Source organism: Pseudomonas sp. LBUM1651, assembly GCF_059716135.1.
In genome coordinates this window covers 2,455,759-2,471,824 of record NZ_CP166805.1, presented here as the reverse complement: position 1 = coordinate 2,471,824, position 16,066 = coordinate 2,455,759, and the positions used below count along the sequence as shown (strand labels likewise).

Below are 16,066 nucleotides of genomic sequence, written 5' to 3'. Positions count from 1 at the left end.
TGGAATGTGTCCGAGCGACGGGAATTTGTAAGATCAAGTAGACGCCTGTCACAACACCAGCCGACGGTAATCCGCCAGGACACTGCTCAGATAGGCGTTGAAACGCCCAGCAGTGGCACCATCGATCACGCGATGATCCCAACTCAGGCTCAATGGCAGAATGTTGCGCGTGACAACTTGCCCGCCTTCCAGCGCGAGCCGTTCGCTGCTTTTGCCCACCCCCAGAATGGCGACTTCGGGCGCATTGATGATCGGCGTGAAATACGTCCCGCCAATACCGCCCAATGACGAGATCGAAAAACAGCCGCCACTCATCTCGGCAACGCTCAACTTGCCCTCGCGTGCCTTTTCAGCCAGCGCCGACATTTCCCGGGCAATCGCCAGCACGCCTTTTTGATCGACGTCCTTGATGACAGGGACGACCAGCCCTTGCGGCGTATCGGCGGCAAAACCGATATGGCAGTAACGCTTCAATACCAGCTCGTCGCCGTTGAGACTGGCGTTGAACTCCGGGAATTTTTTCAAGGCGGCCGCACAGGCTTTCATCAACAAGGCCAGCAACGTCAGCTTGACCCCGCTCTGCGCTTTTTCCTTGTTCACCTGCACGCGGAACTGTTCAAGCTGCGTGATATCCGCATCGTCATGATTGGTCACGTGGGGAATCATGACCCAGTTGCGATGCAGGTTGGCCCCGCTGATTTTCCGGATCCGCGAAAGTGCCTGGGTTTCCACCGGGCCGTATTTGGCAAAATCAACCACCGGCCAGGGCAGTAAGCCGCCCAACGGTTGGGCACCCGCTTCAGATACTTTCAGTGCGCCTTTCACATGAGCCAACACGTCCTCTTTGGTGATTCGACGGCGCAGCCCCGTCCCCTGAATGGCCTTGAGCGAAACACCGAGCTCTCGAGAAAACTTGCGAACCGAGGGTGATGCCAGCGGCAAGTCCGTCGGTGGGTCAACCGCTTCGATGGGCGACGGTGTCGACGCAACCTGTTGAGGTTCCGCGAGCGTTGTAACGGACTCGATGATGGTAGCTGGCGCCGGTAAACGTCCTTCACTCTCGATCAAGGCAATCGGCGATCCTTCACTGACCTTGTCGTCCAGCCCGACCGTCAACGATTGCAGTACGCCCGTCTTTGGCGATGGAATTTCCATGGATGCCTTGTCGGTTTCGACAATGATCAGGGTCTGCCCTTCGAGCACCGCATCGCCCGCCTTGACCAGTATTTCGATGACACCGACATCCCTGGCATCGCCGATGTCGGGCATTCGCACTTCATGCACATTCTTCATAAGCGTTTCCTGAACATTCGACTCGAACTGAAGCCCGGCTTCAGGCTTCCCAAGGCGCGACGGTGTCAACCTCAATGGCGTACCGCGCAATCGCCTCGGCACACACACTGGCGTCGAGACGCCCTTCCTGAACCAGTGACGTCAGGGCACTCAAGACGATCTGATGGCGATCCACTTCGAAAAACGCGCGCAGCCTGCCGCGGGTATCACTGCGGCCGAAACCGTCGGTACCAAGCACGGTGTAGCGAGCCTGCAGATAACTGGCGATCAACTGGGGCAAGGCGCGGACGTAATCGGTACAGGCAATGATCGGCGCCGCGTCGTTGAGCGACTCCTGTACGTGGCTGTGCCGCGCCGGTTGTCCGGGATGCAGGCGATTCCAGCGCTCCACTTCACGGGCCTCGCGGGCCAGTTCGGTGAAGCTGGTCACGCTCCAGACCTCGCTGTCGATGTTCCAGTCGCTGGCGAGTAACTCGGCCGCCGCGATCACTTCAAGCAGGATCGCGCCGGAACCCAGCAACTGGACGCTGCCGCGTGCATCCTCGACTTCATGCCGGGCGAACAGGTACATGCCTTTGATAATCGCCTGTTCGACACCGTCGGGAAGGTTGGGCTGCGGGTAGTTTTCGTTCATCAACGTGACGTAATAGAACTCGTCGACCTGACGCTCCAGCATCTGGCGCATGCCGTGATCCAGAATCACCGCAAACTCACCGGCGAACGCCGGATCGTAGGCACGGCAGTTGGGCACCATCGCCGCCATCAAGTGGCTGTTGCCGTCCTGATGCTGCAGACCTTCGCCGCCCAGCGTGGTGCGACCCGCCGTGGCACCGAGCAGGAACCCGCGCGCCCGCTGGTCAGCCGCCGCCCAGATCAGGTCGCCGATGCGCTGGAAGCCGAACATCGAGTAGTAGATGTAGAACGGCAGCATGGGCAGGCCATGCACCGAATAGCTGGTCGCCGCGGCTACCCAGGAACTGATCGCGCCAGCCTCACTGATGCCTTCTTCGAGAATCTGGCCATCCAGGGCTTCCCGATAGCTCAGAATCGAACCGATGTCCTCCGGTTCATAACGCTGGCCCACGCTGGAATAGATACCGATCTGCTTGAACAGACTGGCCATGCCGAACGTGCGCGCCTCATCCGCCACAATCGGCACAATACGCGGCCCCAGTTGCTTGTCCCGGAGCAAACCGCTGAGCATCCGCACGAACGCCATGGTGGTGGACATTTCCTTGCCTTCAGCGGCAATGGCAAACCCGGCGTAGCTGTTGATATCAGGCACAGCCAATGACGCCGACGTGGTAGGCCGCGACGGCATATACCCGCCCAAGGCACGGCGACGTTCATGCAGGTAGCGCATTTCGGCGCTGTCGTCGGCGGGTTTGAAGAAACTCAGCGAGGTCGCCTGCTCATCGGTCAACGGCAAATTGAAACGGTTGCGGAAGGCGATCAAGGCGTCCTTGTCGAGTTTCTTCTGCTGGTGCACGGTCATCTTGCCCTGGCCGGCGTCGCCCATGCCGAAGCCTTTCTTGGTCTGCGCCAGAATCACCGTGGGTTTTCTGCCCTCGCGCATCGCGCTGTGGTAGGCGGCAAAAATCTTCACCACGTCGTGGCCACCGCGTTTGAGGCGGTCGATCTGTTCATCGGTCAGGCCCTGGGCGAGATGAGTCAGGGCTTCGTTCTGGCCAAAGAACTGATCGCGGTTGAAGCGCCCGTCTTTGGCGGCAAAAGTCTGGAACTGGCCGTCGACCGTGGCGGACAAGGCCTTGACCAGCGCGCCGTCGTGATCCCGGGCAAACAGGCCGTCCCAATCGGAGCCCCAGACCAGTTTGATGACGTTCCAGCCAGCCCCACCGAACAGCGCCTCCAGCTCGTCGATGATGCGACCGTTGCCCCGCACCGGACCGTCCAGCCGCTGAAGGTTGCAGTTGACCACCCACACCAGGTTATCCAGCCCTTCACGCGCCGCCAGCGTCAGGGCGGACATGCTTTCCGGCTCATCCATTTCACCGTCGCCAAACACGCCCCAGACGGTGCGCCCGGCGGTGTCCTGCAAGCCGCGGTGCTCCAGGTATCGCATGAAGCGCGCCTGATAGATCGAGCTGATCGGACCGATGCCCATTGAACCGGTCGGGAACTGCCAGAAGTCCGGCATCAACCACGGGTGCGGATAACTCGACAGGCCCCGGGCACCCTGGGTGCGCGCACCGATCTCCTGCCGATAATGCTGCAAGTCCTTTTCCTCGAGGCGACCTTCCAGAAAAGCCCGTGCATAGACGCCCGGCGCCGAGTGCGGCTGGTAGAACACCAGATCTCCGCCGCTGGTGTCGGTGCGCGCCTTGAAGAAGTGGTTGAAGCCCACCTCGAACAGATCGGCAGCGCTGGCATAACTGGCGATGTGGCCACCGAGCTCCCCATATGCCTGGTTGGCCCGGGCCACCATGACCAGCGCATTCCAGCGCATGATCGAGGCCAGGCGTTCTTCCAACGCCAGATCCCCCGGAAACACCGGCTGCTGCTCGACGCTGATGGTATTGATGTAGGGCGTGCCGTGGCGGGGCCGCCAGTTCATCTCGCAGGTGCTGGCCAGCGTCACCAGCATGTCCATGATCTGCGCGGCCTGCCCGGCACCGCCATGGGCGATGACCGATAGCAAGGCATCCCGCCATTCAGCGATTTCCTGTGCATCTTCAGCGGTCTGGCCCGGCAATTGGGCATGAATGTCGGACGGGTTCATGGGCAACTCCTGCAGGTGTCGGGAAACACTTCAAGGTGGCGCGAAGGGCTTGCTCGGGCGAGGCTTTTAACCTGATCTACCGCCTCGAGGATGGAACGCTCGGCCGAGACGACATTCGCCGTCTCGACATGGATCAGCGCTACATTGTCAAAACAGCTGAAACCCTGATGGATCAAGTCAATATGATCGCTATCAAGTCCGGATGCGATGACAACGATGCGCGTACAACTTGCAGGTTCGCGCATCCACTTCATGGCTTTATTACGACAGTCGGCAGTTTGGCTCATAGGCTTTGCCTTTCTTGTTGGGGTGGTTGATTCGCTAAATGACGCAGCGCTCCTGCAACACGCTTTTCGCCAGACTTCGGGTTGCCGATAAAACGTTTTCCACCTGTCGATCCATCGCCGCGTTGGAGGACGCTACTTCTCCCAGTTCGACGACGCGCAACGGGTGACCACAGACAGATCCCAGCCAGGTCAGGCCAGGGGCCGCGCCGACTTCGACGTCCAGTAAAAAGCTTCCTTTGGAAACGCAGCGCAGCAATTGGCTGGCATCACACGCGTCGACCCGCGTCGACTGCTCGGGGTTGAATCCGACCCGCAACCAGTCGAGCATCAACTCCCGGGATTGCTTGACGGCCAGATAAGCCACCTGGTCCCAGTCGTCGATCGCCACGTGCAGCTTGTCGATCATGTATTTGGGCAACGCGGCGCTGGTGACGATGACCACCCCGGCATCCGCCGAGGGTTCCTTGATCCAGACTGCGGATTGCGATGTCGCATGCATGGCGGTGCTCCCGACGGTTTGAATGTCATTCGGCCAACATAGACCCCCTCGCCACACAAGATCACCGTCAGCCGTTACGGAACAGGAAACTGTAGGCATTCAGCGCCGGCGCCCCACCCAGGTGCGCGTAAAGCACTTTCGAGCCTTCGGGGAATTCGCCACGGCGAACCATCTCGATCATCCCGTGCATGGATTTCCCCTCATACACCGGGTCAGTCAGCACGCCTTCAAGGCTTCCGCAAAGACGAATGGCTTCCAGCGTGCCTTCGTTCGGCAAACCGTATTCCGGATAGGCGAAGCGCGTGTCGAGCACCACATCCTCGTCGGTGATTTCGCGCCCCAATTCCACCAGTTCGGCGGTATGGCGGGCGATACGCAGGATCTGCGCCCTGGTCTTTTCCGGTTTGGCCGAGGCATCGATACCGATGACGTTCTTCGAACGACCGTCGGCGGCAAACCCGACGACCATGCCCGCCTGGGTACTGCCGGTCACGGAGCACACGACGATGTAGTCAAATTTGAAGCCCAGTTCCTGTTCCTGCTGCCGGACTTCCTCGGCAAAACCGACGAACCCGAGGCCGCCATAAGGGTGTTCGGAACAACCCGCCGGAATCGGGAACGGCTTGCCGCCCCGCTCCACCACGTCGCTCATGGCCTTCTCCCAGCTGGGCCGAATGCCGATGTCGAACCCGGCGGCGTCCAGCCGTACGTCCGCGCCCATGATGCGAGACATCTCGATATTGCCGACCCGGTCATACACAGCGTCGGAGTAGTTCACCCAGTTTTCCTGGACCAGCACACACTTCATGCCAAGGTGAGCGGCAACGGCAGCGACCTGACGGGTCTGGTTCGACTGGATACCGCCGATGGACACCAGGGTGTCGCAGCCCTGTTCGAGTGCCTCGGGAATCAGGTATTCGAGCTTGCGTGTCTTGTTGCCGCCGAAGGCCAAGCCGCTGTTGCAGTCTTCACGCTTGGCATACAACTCGACCTTGCCGCCCAGGTGTGCGCTGAGGCGTTTCAAGGGCGTGATGGGAGAAGGACCGAAGGTCAGCGGATAACGTTTAAAACGATTCAGGTTCATGACTCTGCTCCTTGTTATTGGATATCCAAGCGCCAGACCGAAAGACAAAAAAGGTTGAATTTCGGGTTCTTCCGGAGGGGCTTCGATGAGTTCAATATTAAGAACAAAGCTGAAAATATGTGTTGCAAGTTTCAATCCATTAAAGAAACATAAATCAACGCTTACTACTTAAAACATATTTTTATTGTGTAGAAACCACTATGAGCGCAACAAATAATCACAAGAAACCCGGAGCTTCAGCTGCGGAGCCGCACCCGCTGGACCGGACCGACCGCGCCATTCTCAAGACCCTGCAGCGAGACGCCTCCATCTCCAATGTGGCGCTCGCCGAGAAGGTGAAACTGAGCGCGCCGGCCTGCCTGCGGCGCGTCGAACGCCTCAAGCAGGCGGGCCTGATCAAGGGCATTGTCGCGTTGCTGGACAATGACGCGCTGGAGGCGGGGATGGTGGTGTTGATCGGCGTGGTGCTGGACCGCTCGACGCCGGAATCCTTCGCAGCTTTCGAAGCCGCGGCACAGAAAGTGTCCGGCTGCATGGAATGCCATGTGGTGACGGGGGAATTCGACTACTTCATGTTGATACGCACCAAGGACAGCAACAGCTTCAACCGGCTGCACGCGGAACAGTTGCTTTACCTGCCGGGGGTTCGGCAGATCCGTTCGTTCATGGGGTTGCGCCAGGTGTTGTCGACCACACACATCCCCATTTGAGGGTCATATCAATCCGAGAGTCAGCGCCTTCAATGTCGCCGCCGCACGGGTCGTGCACTGCAATTTGCGGAACACACTCTCGACATGGGTGCGCACCGTGCTCGGACTGATGCCGAGCTGGCGCGCCACCTCTTTGTTGCTGCCGCCCATGCTGATGCGCTGCAGGATTTGCGTCTCGCGGTCGCTCAGCGGGCTGGCGTTTCCCCTGGGCGCGACGGCGCTCTCGCCGCGAGCCGCCGCGATGACCGCCTGACAGGCCTGAGGGTCGAAACGCCCCAGCGCGGCTTCGTCAAGCAAGAGACGCTCGGCGTCACTGTCGCTGAAGGCCGCACGCCACGGCCGGTCGCAACGCAATGCCTGCCAGACAAGCGTGGCCGCCAGCAAACGCTGCTCGGCGGGCAAGGCATCGCCCTCAAGGCCACGGAAGTAGCCACTGCCATCCAGTCGTTCATAGGCATTCGCCGCCAGCCGACCCGGCGCCGACAGTTCAGGGATCTGGCCGCAGGTACGCGACGTCCAGTAAGGCACCAGCCGTACCTGTTCGAGATCACCGTCCAGCAATACGCCCGTCGTGTTCCAGATTCGATTGGGCACCGCCGCCCGGCCGATGCCATGAATCAGCGCCGCTTTCGCGACCTGGTCGGCCGACTGTTCCGACAAGCCCCACAACCTCGCGGCCTCCCGGGCAAGTTCAGCCGACCGGCGTGAGTAGCCCGCCAGCCAAGGCAGCTTGAGGTCGATCACATCCCCGACCAGCGTAAGCGCAACCTGCCCCTCGCTTCGATGCGGTTGCGAAGGAACGTCTTGCGGTACGCGCAACGATTCCAGCCAGTCTTTGGCATTGAATGTAAGTTCTGCGGCCAGCGATGCCGGATAGCGACGGTCGCCCTTGGTCGCGATCCATTCCAGTGCTGCATCCAATCCGTGAACTCGGGAGAGGATTTCCAGATCACCGGCCAGCAGTACTTGATAGACCACCTCAGGCACCTCGGGATGGCGCAAGCCAAAGGGTTTACCTTCACCGTCGTACTGCTCGAACACATGTCGCAGCCCGTGTTCGACCGGCGCGCTCAGGCCAAGCGTGTGCGCGATATCGCCCGACACCTCGCAATGCACCGCGGCCAACGGCGCCGATTTGCGCATCGCGCGCAAGCCTGCCGCGCCCAGTGTCTGGCTGAGCATGGCGTTGCGGCCCTCGACGTCATCGCCCAGCAAACGGGTAAAACCCTCGGCATTGGCCGTACACCCCGACCAGCGCAGCAAGGCCACTTGCCGTGCGACTTCGGTGTGTTCCCCGGCACCGTGGCAGGACTGCGCGAGCAACTGCACCAAGCGAGCAGTACGGCGTGACTGGTCGAAGGGCTGGCCCATGCTCAGGTCCCCGACCATGGACAACGCCAGGATCGCACTCTCCAGCTCTATGCCGTCACTCTCGCGCATGACTCTCCCCTTTCTTCGCTGATTTTTGGCCTGCCTCGGATAAACGACCGATACCGGACCGCCCCCGTATTCCTGAAACTGCGTCACACCAACCACAGGAGTTCCAACCATGTTCAAACCCAAGGCTATCGCCCTCGCACTCGCCATGACCACTTCACTGTTCGCCGTCGGCAGCCAGGCCGCCGCCCCGCAACCTTCGGTGGTGATCGTACACGGTGCTTTCGCTGACGGCTCCGACTGGGGCAAGGTTGTTCCACTGCTGCAGGCCGAAGGTATCAAGGTTACCGTGGTGCAAAACCCGCTGACTTCACTGGCCGATGACGTAGCGGCTACGCAGCGCGTGTTGAACAATCAGGACAACGGCGTCGTGCTTGTCGGACACTCCTGGGGCGGTACAGTAATCAGTCAGGCCGGTACTGACCAGAAAGTCCGCGCCCTGGTGTACGTCGCCGCGTTTGCCCCGGATGCAGGTCAGGCCAGTAAGGATCTGGGCAAAGACTACCCGGCACCGCCCGGCGTGAAAGACATCGCCGCTGATAAAAACGGTTTTCTCTACATGACCTCCCAGGGCATGGCCACCGGTTTCGCTCAGGATCTTCCCGCCGCGCAGACCGCCGTCATGGCCGCCACGCAGGGACCGATTCGCGCCTCGGCATTCGACGACAAAACCAGCGTCGCTGCCTGGAAGGGCAAACCGACCTGGTACGTCGTCGCCCGCGAAGACCGCATGATCCAACCCGATCTGCAGCGTGCGTTTGCGAAGAAAATCAAAGCGCAGGTCACCGAAGTGCAAGCCAGTCATGTCCCGCAGCAGTCGCGTCCGGCCGACGTGGCCAAGGTCATCATCCAGGCGGTGCACAAGACTCAGGACCAGACCGCGGAGGCAGCTAAATAAGCTACTTCTGACCCGAAAAAAAAAGGCGCGTGCCCTGTGGCGCGCGCCTTTTTATCATCTGCGCGGGGTGGCGCAGCATTCGGTCAATCTCAGGTTTTCACTGACCCGGTTTGGCCACAGCCACGCGCCACACCTTGTTGCCGACATCATCGGCCACCAGCAGCGCTCCGCCCTGATCAAGCGTTACACCCACCGGACGCCCTTGTGCTTCGCCGTCGGCATTGAGGAAACCGGTCAGGAAATCCACCGGCACACCTGAAGGCTTACCGTCGCTGAACGGAATGAACACCACCTTGTAGCCCGCCTGCGGATTCCGGTTCCATGAGCCGTGTTCACCGACGAACACGCCATTGGCGAAACCGGCCGGCATGGCGCGCGAATCAGAGAACGCCAGGCCCAGCGGTGCAACGTGAGTGCCCAGCGCGTAATCCGGTGCGATGGCCTGGGCAACCTTGTCCGGACGTGGCGGCTCCACGCGGGTGTCGACGTGGGCGCCGTAGTAACTCCATGGCCAGCCGTAGAACGCACCGTCTTTCACCGAGGTCAGGTAATCCGGCACCAGGTCGCTGCCGATTTCGTCACGCTCGTTGACCACGGTCCACAACTCGTTCGAACCCGGCTTCCAGGCCAGGCCGTTGGGGTTGCGCAGGCCGCTGGCGAACAGGCGCTTTTCTGCGCTTTTAACATCGAATTCCCAAATCGCCGCGCGACCTTCTTCGGCCTCCAGACCGTTTTCACCGACATTGCTGTTGGAACCCACGGTCACGTAAAGCTTGGTGCCCTCGGGATTGGCGAGGACGTTTTTGGTCCAGTGGTGGTTGATGCCGGCGGGCAAGTCGGTGACTCTTACCGGCGTCGCGCTGATTTCGGTTTGCCCCGTGGTGTAAGGCACCTTGACCACGGCATCGGCGTTGGCAATGAACAGCTCGTTACCCACCAACGCCATGCCGAATGGCGAGGTCAGCCCGCTCATGAAGACCGTGCGGGTTTCAGCGTGACCGTCGCCGTCGGCATCGCGCAACAAGGTGATTCGATTGGCGCTGGGCGCATCGGCACCGACCCGGCCCATCACGAATCCCGTGACCGTGCGCTTCGCCCAGGCCAGCGGCCCGCTGCCGCCGTCAGTGGCGCCTTCGGGCATCGGCGGGTGATTGCTTTCGGCGACCAGCACATCGCCGTTGGGCAGTAGGTAAATCCAGCGCGGATGGTCGAGATCGTCCGCCAGCGCGGTCACCTTGAATCCGGCGGGCGCCTTGGGCGTGTCACTGCCCGACCAGCCGACTGCCTTGGACACCTTCAACGTGGGAATCAGCGAAGTGGTGGGTTCAGGCAACTGCGGCGATGGGCCGACGCTGGCCTGAGGTGGCAGTTTGGACGATTCACCACAAGCGGTGAGCAACGCGGCAGCGGTCATCAAGAGCGCCAGTCGGCGGGAAACAGTCATGGTTCGAACCTCGTAATGGCCATCCGTGGGCCAATTTAGGGGACAGGCAAAATCCCGTCGAGTATCGCGGCGTTGATCCGCCACAAACACCGCGCCTGCCACAAATCATTTTTGCCTGAATCGCACGAATGCACGCGTTCAATGCCGGGCACTATCCCAATGTGGCGAGCGAGCTTGCTCGCGCTGGGCTGCGCAGCGGCCCCAAAAATCTGACAACCAATGCCGATTTTTGTGAGTGCTGCGCACTCAAGCGGGACGGTGCGGCGATCCGACAAGCTCCCTCGCCACAGATTTCTCTGATTCAAGACTCTCTTAGGTGAACAGCTACGTTTCTAGGCGGGATTCAACAACGCCTCACGCAGCAGCCTGGCCGCCGGCGAGTCCGGCACGCCTTTGCGTGACACCAGTCCATAGGGTTCGCTAAGGGAGGTGATGGGCAGCGGCAGCGTGGTGGTGAAGCCGTAGCCGGAGCAGAACTTCGCCACGTCGGTCGACACCAGCGCGACGAGGGTCGGTTTTCCTGAAGCAGTGACAAGGTGGCGAAGGCCGAGGTGGTTTCCAGCAGGTGCACCGGAAAACGCAGGTCGGCCTCGTGAAATTCCGCTCCAGCAACAACCGCATGGGCATGTTGGCGCGATAGACGACCCAGTGGTAATCCACCAGGTCTTTCAGCGACAACTGCCGGGCATAGGCGAACGGGTGCTGGGTGCTGGCGATCACCGCCAGGGTTTCTTCGACGAACGTCGAGCTCTCATACAAGGAGGGAGTGGTGCTTTGACCATGAGTGTTCGGAGGCTTCGCCGGAAGATCCCGACGTAGCCTCCGAGGGTTGATCTCAATCCCTGAATTGCGTCAGCTGCTGGTTCAACGAACCGGCCTGATCGCGCAATTGCATCGATTGATCGAGCAGGGTCCGGATCGCGTGATCGTTCTGCTCGGAGATGCGGCTGACGCCCTGGATGGCCACCGACAACTGCGCACCCGTCGCGGCCTGGCTCTGGGTCTGGGTCTGGCGCGCGACTTCGCTGATGCGCGTCAGAATGTCCTGGGCATGCTGGCGAATCTGATCGACCCCTTGCGCCGACGTGGTCAGTTGCGTCACGCCCAGGCGCACGGCTTCGCCGACCTGCTGGACGTTGGTCACGGTGTTGCGCACGTCCGAGCCGATGGCACCGATCATCTCGCCGATTTCACCGGTCGAGCGACTGGTGCGTTCCGCCAGTTGCCGCACTTCATCGGCCACCACGGCGAACCCGCGCCCCCGCTCCCCTGCCCGCGCGGCTTCAATCGCCGCGTTCAGGGCCAGGAGGTTGGTCTGGTCGGCGATGCTGCGGATCACCGCAATGATCCCGGCAATTTGCTGCGCGCGTTTTTCCAGATCGCCCACGGCGCCGGCGACAACGTCCATGGTCTGGTCGATGTGGGTGATGCCGGCCAGGGTCTGGCTCATGTCGCCGGAAATGTGCTTGGTCAGCTCTTCGGTGTTGCGCGCCAGTTGCTCCACGTCCTCGGCTTGTTGCGACATCTCGGTCACCGAGTGCGCCAGCGCCGTGACACCGCTGGCCATTTCTTCGGTCGCGGTGTGTTGCGACGTCGCCCGATCGGCGACAGCTTGAGTGGTATCGCCCAAGTGATTGGAGATCTGCATCAGGGCGCCGCTGCTGTGACGAATCGAACTCACCAGGTCGCCCAGGCGCTGGATGAACTGGTTGAATGCGCCGGCCAGTTTGCCGGTTTCGTCACCGCTGCGCTGTTCAAACCGCAGCCCCAACTCGCCACCCCAGGCCTGGATGCCGACGGTCAAACCCGACAGCGGACGGATCTGCCACGCCAACAAATGCCACAGCACAATGGCCAGCGCCAGCAGCGCTACAAGACCGATGACAACGGCGGTCCAGAGAAACTGATTGATGCCCGCCATGGCTTCGGCCAGCGGGTACGCCACCATCAACGCCCAGATATTCGGTGCCTTGCCGATGCGCACCGGTTGCAGCACGTAACCCCAGCCATCGCGCTGGAAGCTGTAAGGCTGGCCGGCCTTGATCGCGTCGCGGGCCGCCGTCGGCAGATCATCGGCCGGTTGGCTCAAGCGTTTCGTATCCGGGTGACTGGCGTACAGGCCATTGCTGGAAACCAGCGCGCCATAGCCTTTATAGGCATCGATTTTCGCCAGTTGGCGGTTGATGCTTTCGAGTGGAATGTCGACACCCGCCACGCCCAGAGCTTTGCCGCCCTGCAACAGCGGCACCATGATCGACACCATCATGGTTTTCTGGCCATTGCCGCTGCTGTAGGCAAACGGTTCGGAGGCCCAGGGTTGACGGCTGCGCAACGGCTGATAGTAATACTGGTTGTCGGCGTTTTCCGGGGCATAACCGGTCAACGGTTCGGACTTCACCGAACCACTGGCTCGGTTCCAGTAGGTCAGGTAGCGGCCGGTCGCGTCATGATTCGGCTGGTTGGCGCATTCACTGTCCTTGCCATCGAACGCGTTGGTTTCCCAATACTGCCCAAGGCCCAACAGCTGTGGATTGGCCTCGAACAGTTGGCGGGTCATGGCATCGGCGGTCTTGCGATCGACCTGCTGTTGCTGCATCGCCGACGCGACGCTGGCTTACGACTCGGCGACGGTAAAACCGACGCCCAGTTCAACCTCGACTTCCTTGGCATTGGCCTTGACGACCGTATCCACCAGCGCGGAGGTTTCCTTCACTGACGTGCCGTAAGCGATGTAGGCGATGGAGCCCAACAGCAGCGCCATGACGACGACGGTTCCGATCAGGGCCGTCCAGAACAACTTGAAGTGCAATGAGCGATTAGACATGGACAATCTCAAGTGGGCTATGCGTCAACCAGCACTAGACCGCCCAACGTTGAGAATGCAGTCCTGCTGGCAGTTTTTTATAGTTGATATTATTGAGCCACTATCTCGAAGCTCGACGCGAAAAGCGCTTCATCTCAAGGGTTTCGGTGAAAGATTCTGCCTATCAAGGCGCAACACTCCACCTATTAGCTGACTTCCCGACTCGGGTCTAACCTTAGTCTGCGCTGGCGTCATAAGCCGGCCGGATTAGCGCTGGAAAGGAGACAGGAATGAGCCCGAAGCTTGACTAGGCCACCCGTGGGTCACCGCGCAGGCAACCTGATTGCCGCTGTTCAGAATTCCCGTGTGGTCACCACAATCAGTTGATCCAACTGCTGGCCCTGCAGCCTGTGTCTTGATCTCGCTCGTCGCTATTTAACGCCCGCTCCGGGCCCGATAGCCGGATGAACACGACCAAAAGGTAGCTCGCACATGGCAAATGAATCGAAATGCCCGTTCAATCACGCCGCCGGCGGTGGCACGACCAACCGCGACTGGTGGCCGAACCAACTGAATCTGAAGATCCTGCACCAGCATTCGTCCCTGTCTGACCCCATGGACGAGGGCTTCAACTACGCCGAAGCATTCAAAAAACTCGACTTTGCGGCGGTCAAGCGAGACCTGACCGCATTGATGACCGATTCGCAAGACTGGTGGCCGGCAGACTTCGGTCACTATGGCCCGCTGTTCATTCGCATGGCCTGGCACGCCGCCGGCACGTACCGCACCGGTGACGGGCGTGGCGGCGCCGGTTCCGGTCAACAGCGCTTCGCCCCGCTCAACAGCTGGCCGGACAACGTCAGCCTCGACAAGGCGCGCCGGCTGCTGTGGCCGATCAAGCAAAAGTATGGCAACAACATTTCCTGGGCGGACCTGATCGTCCTGACCGGCAACGTCGCGCTGGAATCCATGGGCTTCAAGACCTTTGGTTTTTCCGGTGGCCGTGCCGACGTCTGGGAACCGGATGAGGACGTTTACTGGGGTTCGGAAAACAAATGGCTGGGTGGCGACACCCGCTACGACAAAGCGCAAAAACCCGTGCAAGCACCCGGCGATGTTCCACTCGTGGCCGAACCCGGGAGAAATGAAGACAGCCGTACCGATCAGGGGCGCAATCTGGAAAATCCACTGGCCGCCGTGCAGATGGGCCTGATCTATGTGAACCCGGAAGGTCCGGAGGGCAATCCTGATCCCGTCGCTTCGGCCCTGGATATTCGCGAAACCTTCGGCCGCATGGCGATGAACGACGAAGAAACCGTGGCGCTGATCGCCGGCGGCCATGCCTTCGGCAAAACCCACGGCGCCGGGCCTGCCGACAATGTTGGCGCCGAGCCTGAAGCGGCCGGCCTTGAACAGCAGGGCTTCGGCTGGAAAAACAGCTTTGGCACCGGTAAGGGCCCGGACACCATCACCAGCGGACTGGAAGTGACCTGGACCACCACGCCCACCCGGTGGAGCAATAACTACCTGGAAAACCTCTTCGGCTTCGAGTGGGAGCTGAGCAAAAGCCCGGCCGGCGCGAACCAGTGGGTCGCGAAAAACGGCGCTGGCGCCGGGACTATCCCGGATGCACACGACCCGTCCAAGCGGCGCAATCCAACGATGCTGACTTCGGACCTGGCCCTGCGCCTCGATCCGATCTATGAACCGATTGCGCGGCGCTTCCTGGAGAACCCGGATCAATTGAGCGACGCCTTCGCCCGCGCCTGGTTCAAGCTGATCCACCGCGACATGGGCCCCCTCTCCCGCTACCTCGGCCCGGAAATGCCCAGCGAAGAACTGCTGTGGCAAGACCCGATCCCGGACGCCGACCACGAACTGGTCAACGACAGCGACGTCGCCGCGCTCAAGAGCAAAATCCTCGCTTCGGGCCTCAGCGTCTCGCAGCTGGTATCAACAGCGTGGGCGGCGGCTTCGACCTTCCGTGGCTCCGACAAACGCGGCGGCGCCAACGGCGGTCGCCTGCGCCTGGAGCCGCAGAAATCCTGGCAGGCCAACCAGCCTGAGCAACTGGCCAACGTGCTGGCGAAACTCGAAAGCATTCGGAACGAGTTCAACAACGGCGGCAAGAAAATCTCGCTGGCGGACCTGATCGTGCTGGCCGGCAGCGCCGGTGTCGAACAAGCCGCAAAAAATGCCGGTCACAGCGTAACGGTGCCGTTCACACCGGGGCGTGCGGATGCCTCGCAAGAACAGACCGACGTGGAATCCTTCGGTTTCCTCGAACCCATTGCCGACGGCTTCCGCAACTACCTCAAAACCCGTTACCGCGTATCGGCCGAGCATCTGCTGATCGACAAGGCGCAACAACTGACCCTCAGTGCGCCGGAAATGACCGCGCTGATCGGCGGCCTGCGGGTGTTGAACACCAACGCCGGACAAACGAAGCATGGCGTCTTCACCCAGCAGAAAGAGGCGTTGACCAACGACTTCTTCAAGAACCTGCTGGACATGGGCGTGGAATGGAAACCGACCTCTGAGGCTAACGAGGAGTTTGAAGGACGCGATCGCAAAACCGGCGAAGTGAAATGGACCGGCACGCGGGTCGACCTGGTCTTTGGCTCACATGCGCAGTTGCGCGCGCTGGCTGAGCTCTATGCCAGTAGCGATTCGAAGGAAAAGTTTGTGAAGGACTTTGTTGCGGCGTGGACGAAGGTGATGAATCTGGATCGATTTGATCTGAAGTGACACTGCTGAAAACTGCAACGCCTCCCAAGTGGAGGCGTTGTGCTTTTTGCGAACTGGAGAAACGGATTAAACGGGAGAGATCGTCGCCAGGGCACCGATCAAAAGGGTTAACAGCAGAAAACC

At 60.8% G+C, this 16,066-nt stretch carries 14 protein-coding genes; 3 read left to right on the top strand and 11 right to left on the bottom strand.

Translation table 11 applies throughout. The features are described from left to right. Positions 1-48: 48 nt before the first annotated feature. The 5 genes from ACA066_RS11465 to ACA066_RS11445 form a co-directional block, all read right to left on the bottom strand. Positions 49-1,293: a dihydrolipoyllysine-residue acetyltransferase gene (locus ACA066_RS11465; protein WP_497699295.1), complete on the bottom strand. Its 1,245-nt coding sequence runs from the start codon at positions 1,291-1,293 to the stop codon at positions 49-51. Between the two features lie 40 nt (positions 1,294-1,333). Continuing rightward, on the bottom strand, positions 1,334-4,033 hold the full coding sequence (gene mdeB, locus ACA066_RS11460; RefSeq protein WP_497699294.1) for an alpha-ketoglutarate dehydrogenase: 2,700 nt from the start codon (positions 4,031-4,033) through the stop codon (positions 1,334-1,336). After that, the gene (locus tag ACA066_RS11455) at positions 4,030-4,320 is read right to left on the bottom strand and encodes a hypothetical protein (protein WP_497699293.1); all 291 of its coding nucleotides are present in this window, start codon (positions 4,318-4,320) and stop codon (positions 4,030-4,032) included. Before ACA066_RS11455 ends, mdeB begins: the two co-directional genes overlap by 4 nt. A 34-nt stretch (positions 4,321-4,354) precedes the next feature. Beyond that, positions 4,355-4,819: a transketolase gene (locus ACA066_RS11450; RefSeq protein WP_497699292.1), complete on the bottom strand. Its 465-nt coding sequence runs from the start codon at positions 4,817-4,819 to the stop codon at positions 4,355-4,357. Positions 4,820-4,886: 67 nt separating this feature from the next. Continuing rightward, positions 4,887-5,903 carry a 1-aminocyclopropane-1-carboxylate deaminase gene (locus tag ACA066_RS11445; RefSeq protein ID WP_497699291.1) on the bottom strand — a complete coding sequence of 339 codons (1,017 nt, stop codon included), beginning with the start codon at positions 5,901-5,903 and terminating at the stop codon, positions 4,887-4,889. A gap of 200 nt (positions 5,904-6,103) precedes the next feature. Here ACA066_RS11445 and ACA066_RS11440 point away from each other — a divergent pair, with 200 nt between their 5' ends. After that, positions 6,104-6,613, top strand: coding sequence for an Lrp/AsnC family transcriptional regulator (locus ACA066_RS11440; RefSeq protein WP_497699290.1), 510 nt, complete (start codon positions 6,104-6,106; stop codon positions 6,611-6,613). 3 nt (positions 6,614-6,616) lie between these two features. On the opposite strand, the gene ACA066_RS11435 is transcribed toward ACA066_RS11440, so the two are convergent. Next, positions 6,617-8,053: an HD domain-containing phosphohydrolase gene (locus ACA066_RS11435; RefSeq protein ID WP_497699289.1), complete on the bottom strand. Its 1,437-nt coding sequence runs from the start codon at positions 8,051-8,053 to the stop codon at positions 6,617-6,619. Positions 8,054-8,162: 109 nt separating this feature from the next. On the opposite strand from ACA066_RS11435, the gene ACA066_RS11430 reads away from it, so the two are divergent. Then, positions 8,163-8,948: an alpha/beta hydrolase gene (locus tag ACA066_RS11430; protein WP_497699288.1), complete on the top strand. Its 786-nt coding sequence runs from the start codon at positions 8,163-8,165 to the stop codon at positions 8,946-8,948. A 97-nt stretch (positions 8,949-9,045) separates the two neighbouring features. On the opposite strand, the gene ACA066_RS11425 is transcribed toward ACA066_RS11430, so the two are convergent. The 5 genes from ACA066_RS11425 to ACA066_RS11405 all read right to left on the bottom strand — a co-directional run bounded on the left by ACA066_RS11425 (position 9,046) and on the right by ACA066_RS11405 (position 13,216). Further along, positions 9,046-10,392: a PQQ-dependent sugar dehydrogenase gene (locus tag ACA066_RS11425; RefSeq protein WP_497699287.1), complete on the bottom strand. Its 1,347-nt coding sequence runs from the start codon at positions 10,390-10,392 to the stop codon at positions 9,046-9,048. 332 nt (positions 10,393-10,724) lie between these two features. After that, on the bottom strand, positions 10,725-10,877 hold the full coding sequence (locus ACA066_RS11420) for a hypothetical protein (protein ID WP_497699983.1): 153 nt from the start codon (positions 10,875-10,877) through the stop codon (positions 10,725-10,727). Then, the gene (locus ACA066_RS11415) at positions 10,813-11,112 is read right to left on the bottom strand and encodes a hypothetical protein (RefSeq protein WP_497699854.1); all 300 of its coding nucleotides are present in this window, start codon (positions 11,110-11,112) and stop codon (positions 10,813-10,815) included. Before ACA066_RS11415 ends, ACA066_RS11420 begins: the two co-directional genes overlap by 65 nt. A 115-nt stretch (positions 11,113-11,227) precedes the next feature. Next, entirely contained in the window at positions 11,228-12,949 is a 1,722-nt protein-coding gene (locus tag ACA066_RS11410; protein ID WP_497699853.1) for a methyl-accepting chemotaxis protein, read from the bottom strand. A 57-nt stretch (positions 12,950-13,006) separates the two neighbouring features. Next, positions 13,007-13,216, bottom strand: a complete 210-nt coding sequence (locus tag ACA066_RS11405; RefSeq protein ID WP_497699286.1) for a hypothetical protein — start codon at positions 13,214-13,216, stop codon at positions 13,007-13,009. A 471-nt stretch (positions 13,217-13,687) separates the two neighbouring features. On the opposite strand from ACA066_RS11405, the gene katG reads away from it, so the two are divergent. Then, a complete protein-coding gene (gene katG / locus ACA066_RS11400; protein WP_497699285.1) occupies positions 13,688-15,943 on the top strand; it encodes a catalase/peroxidase HPI in 2,256 nt (751 codons plus the stop codon). Positions 15,944-16,066: the final 123 nt, after the last annotated feature.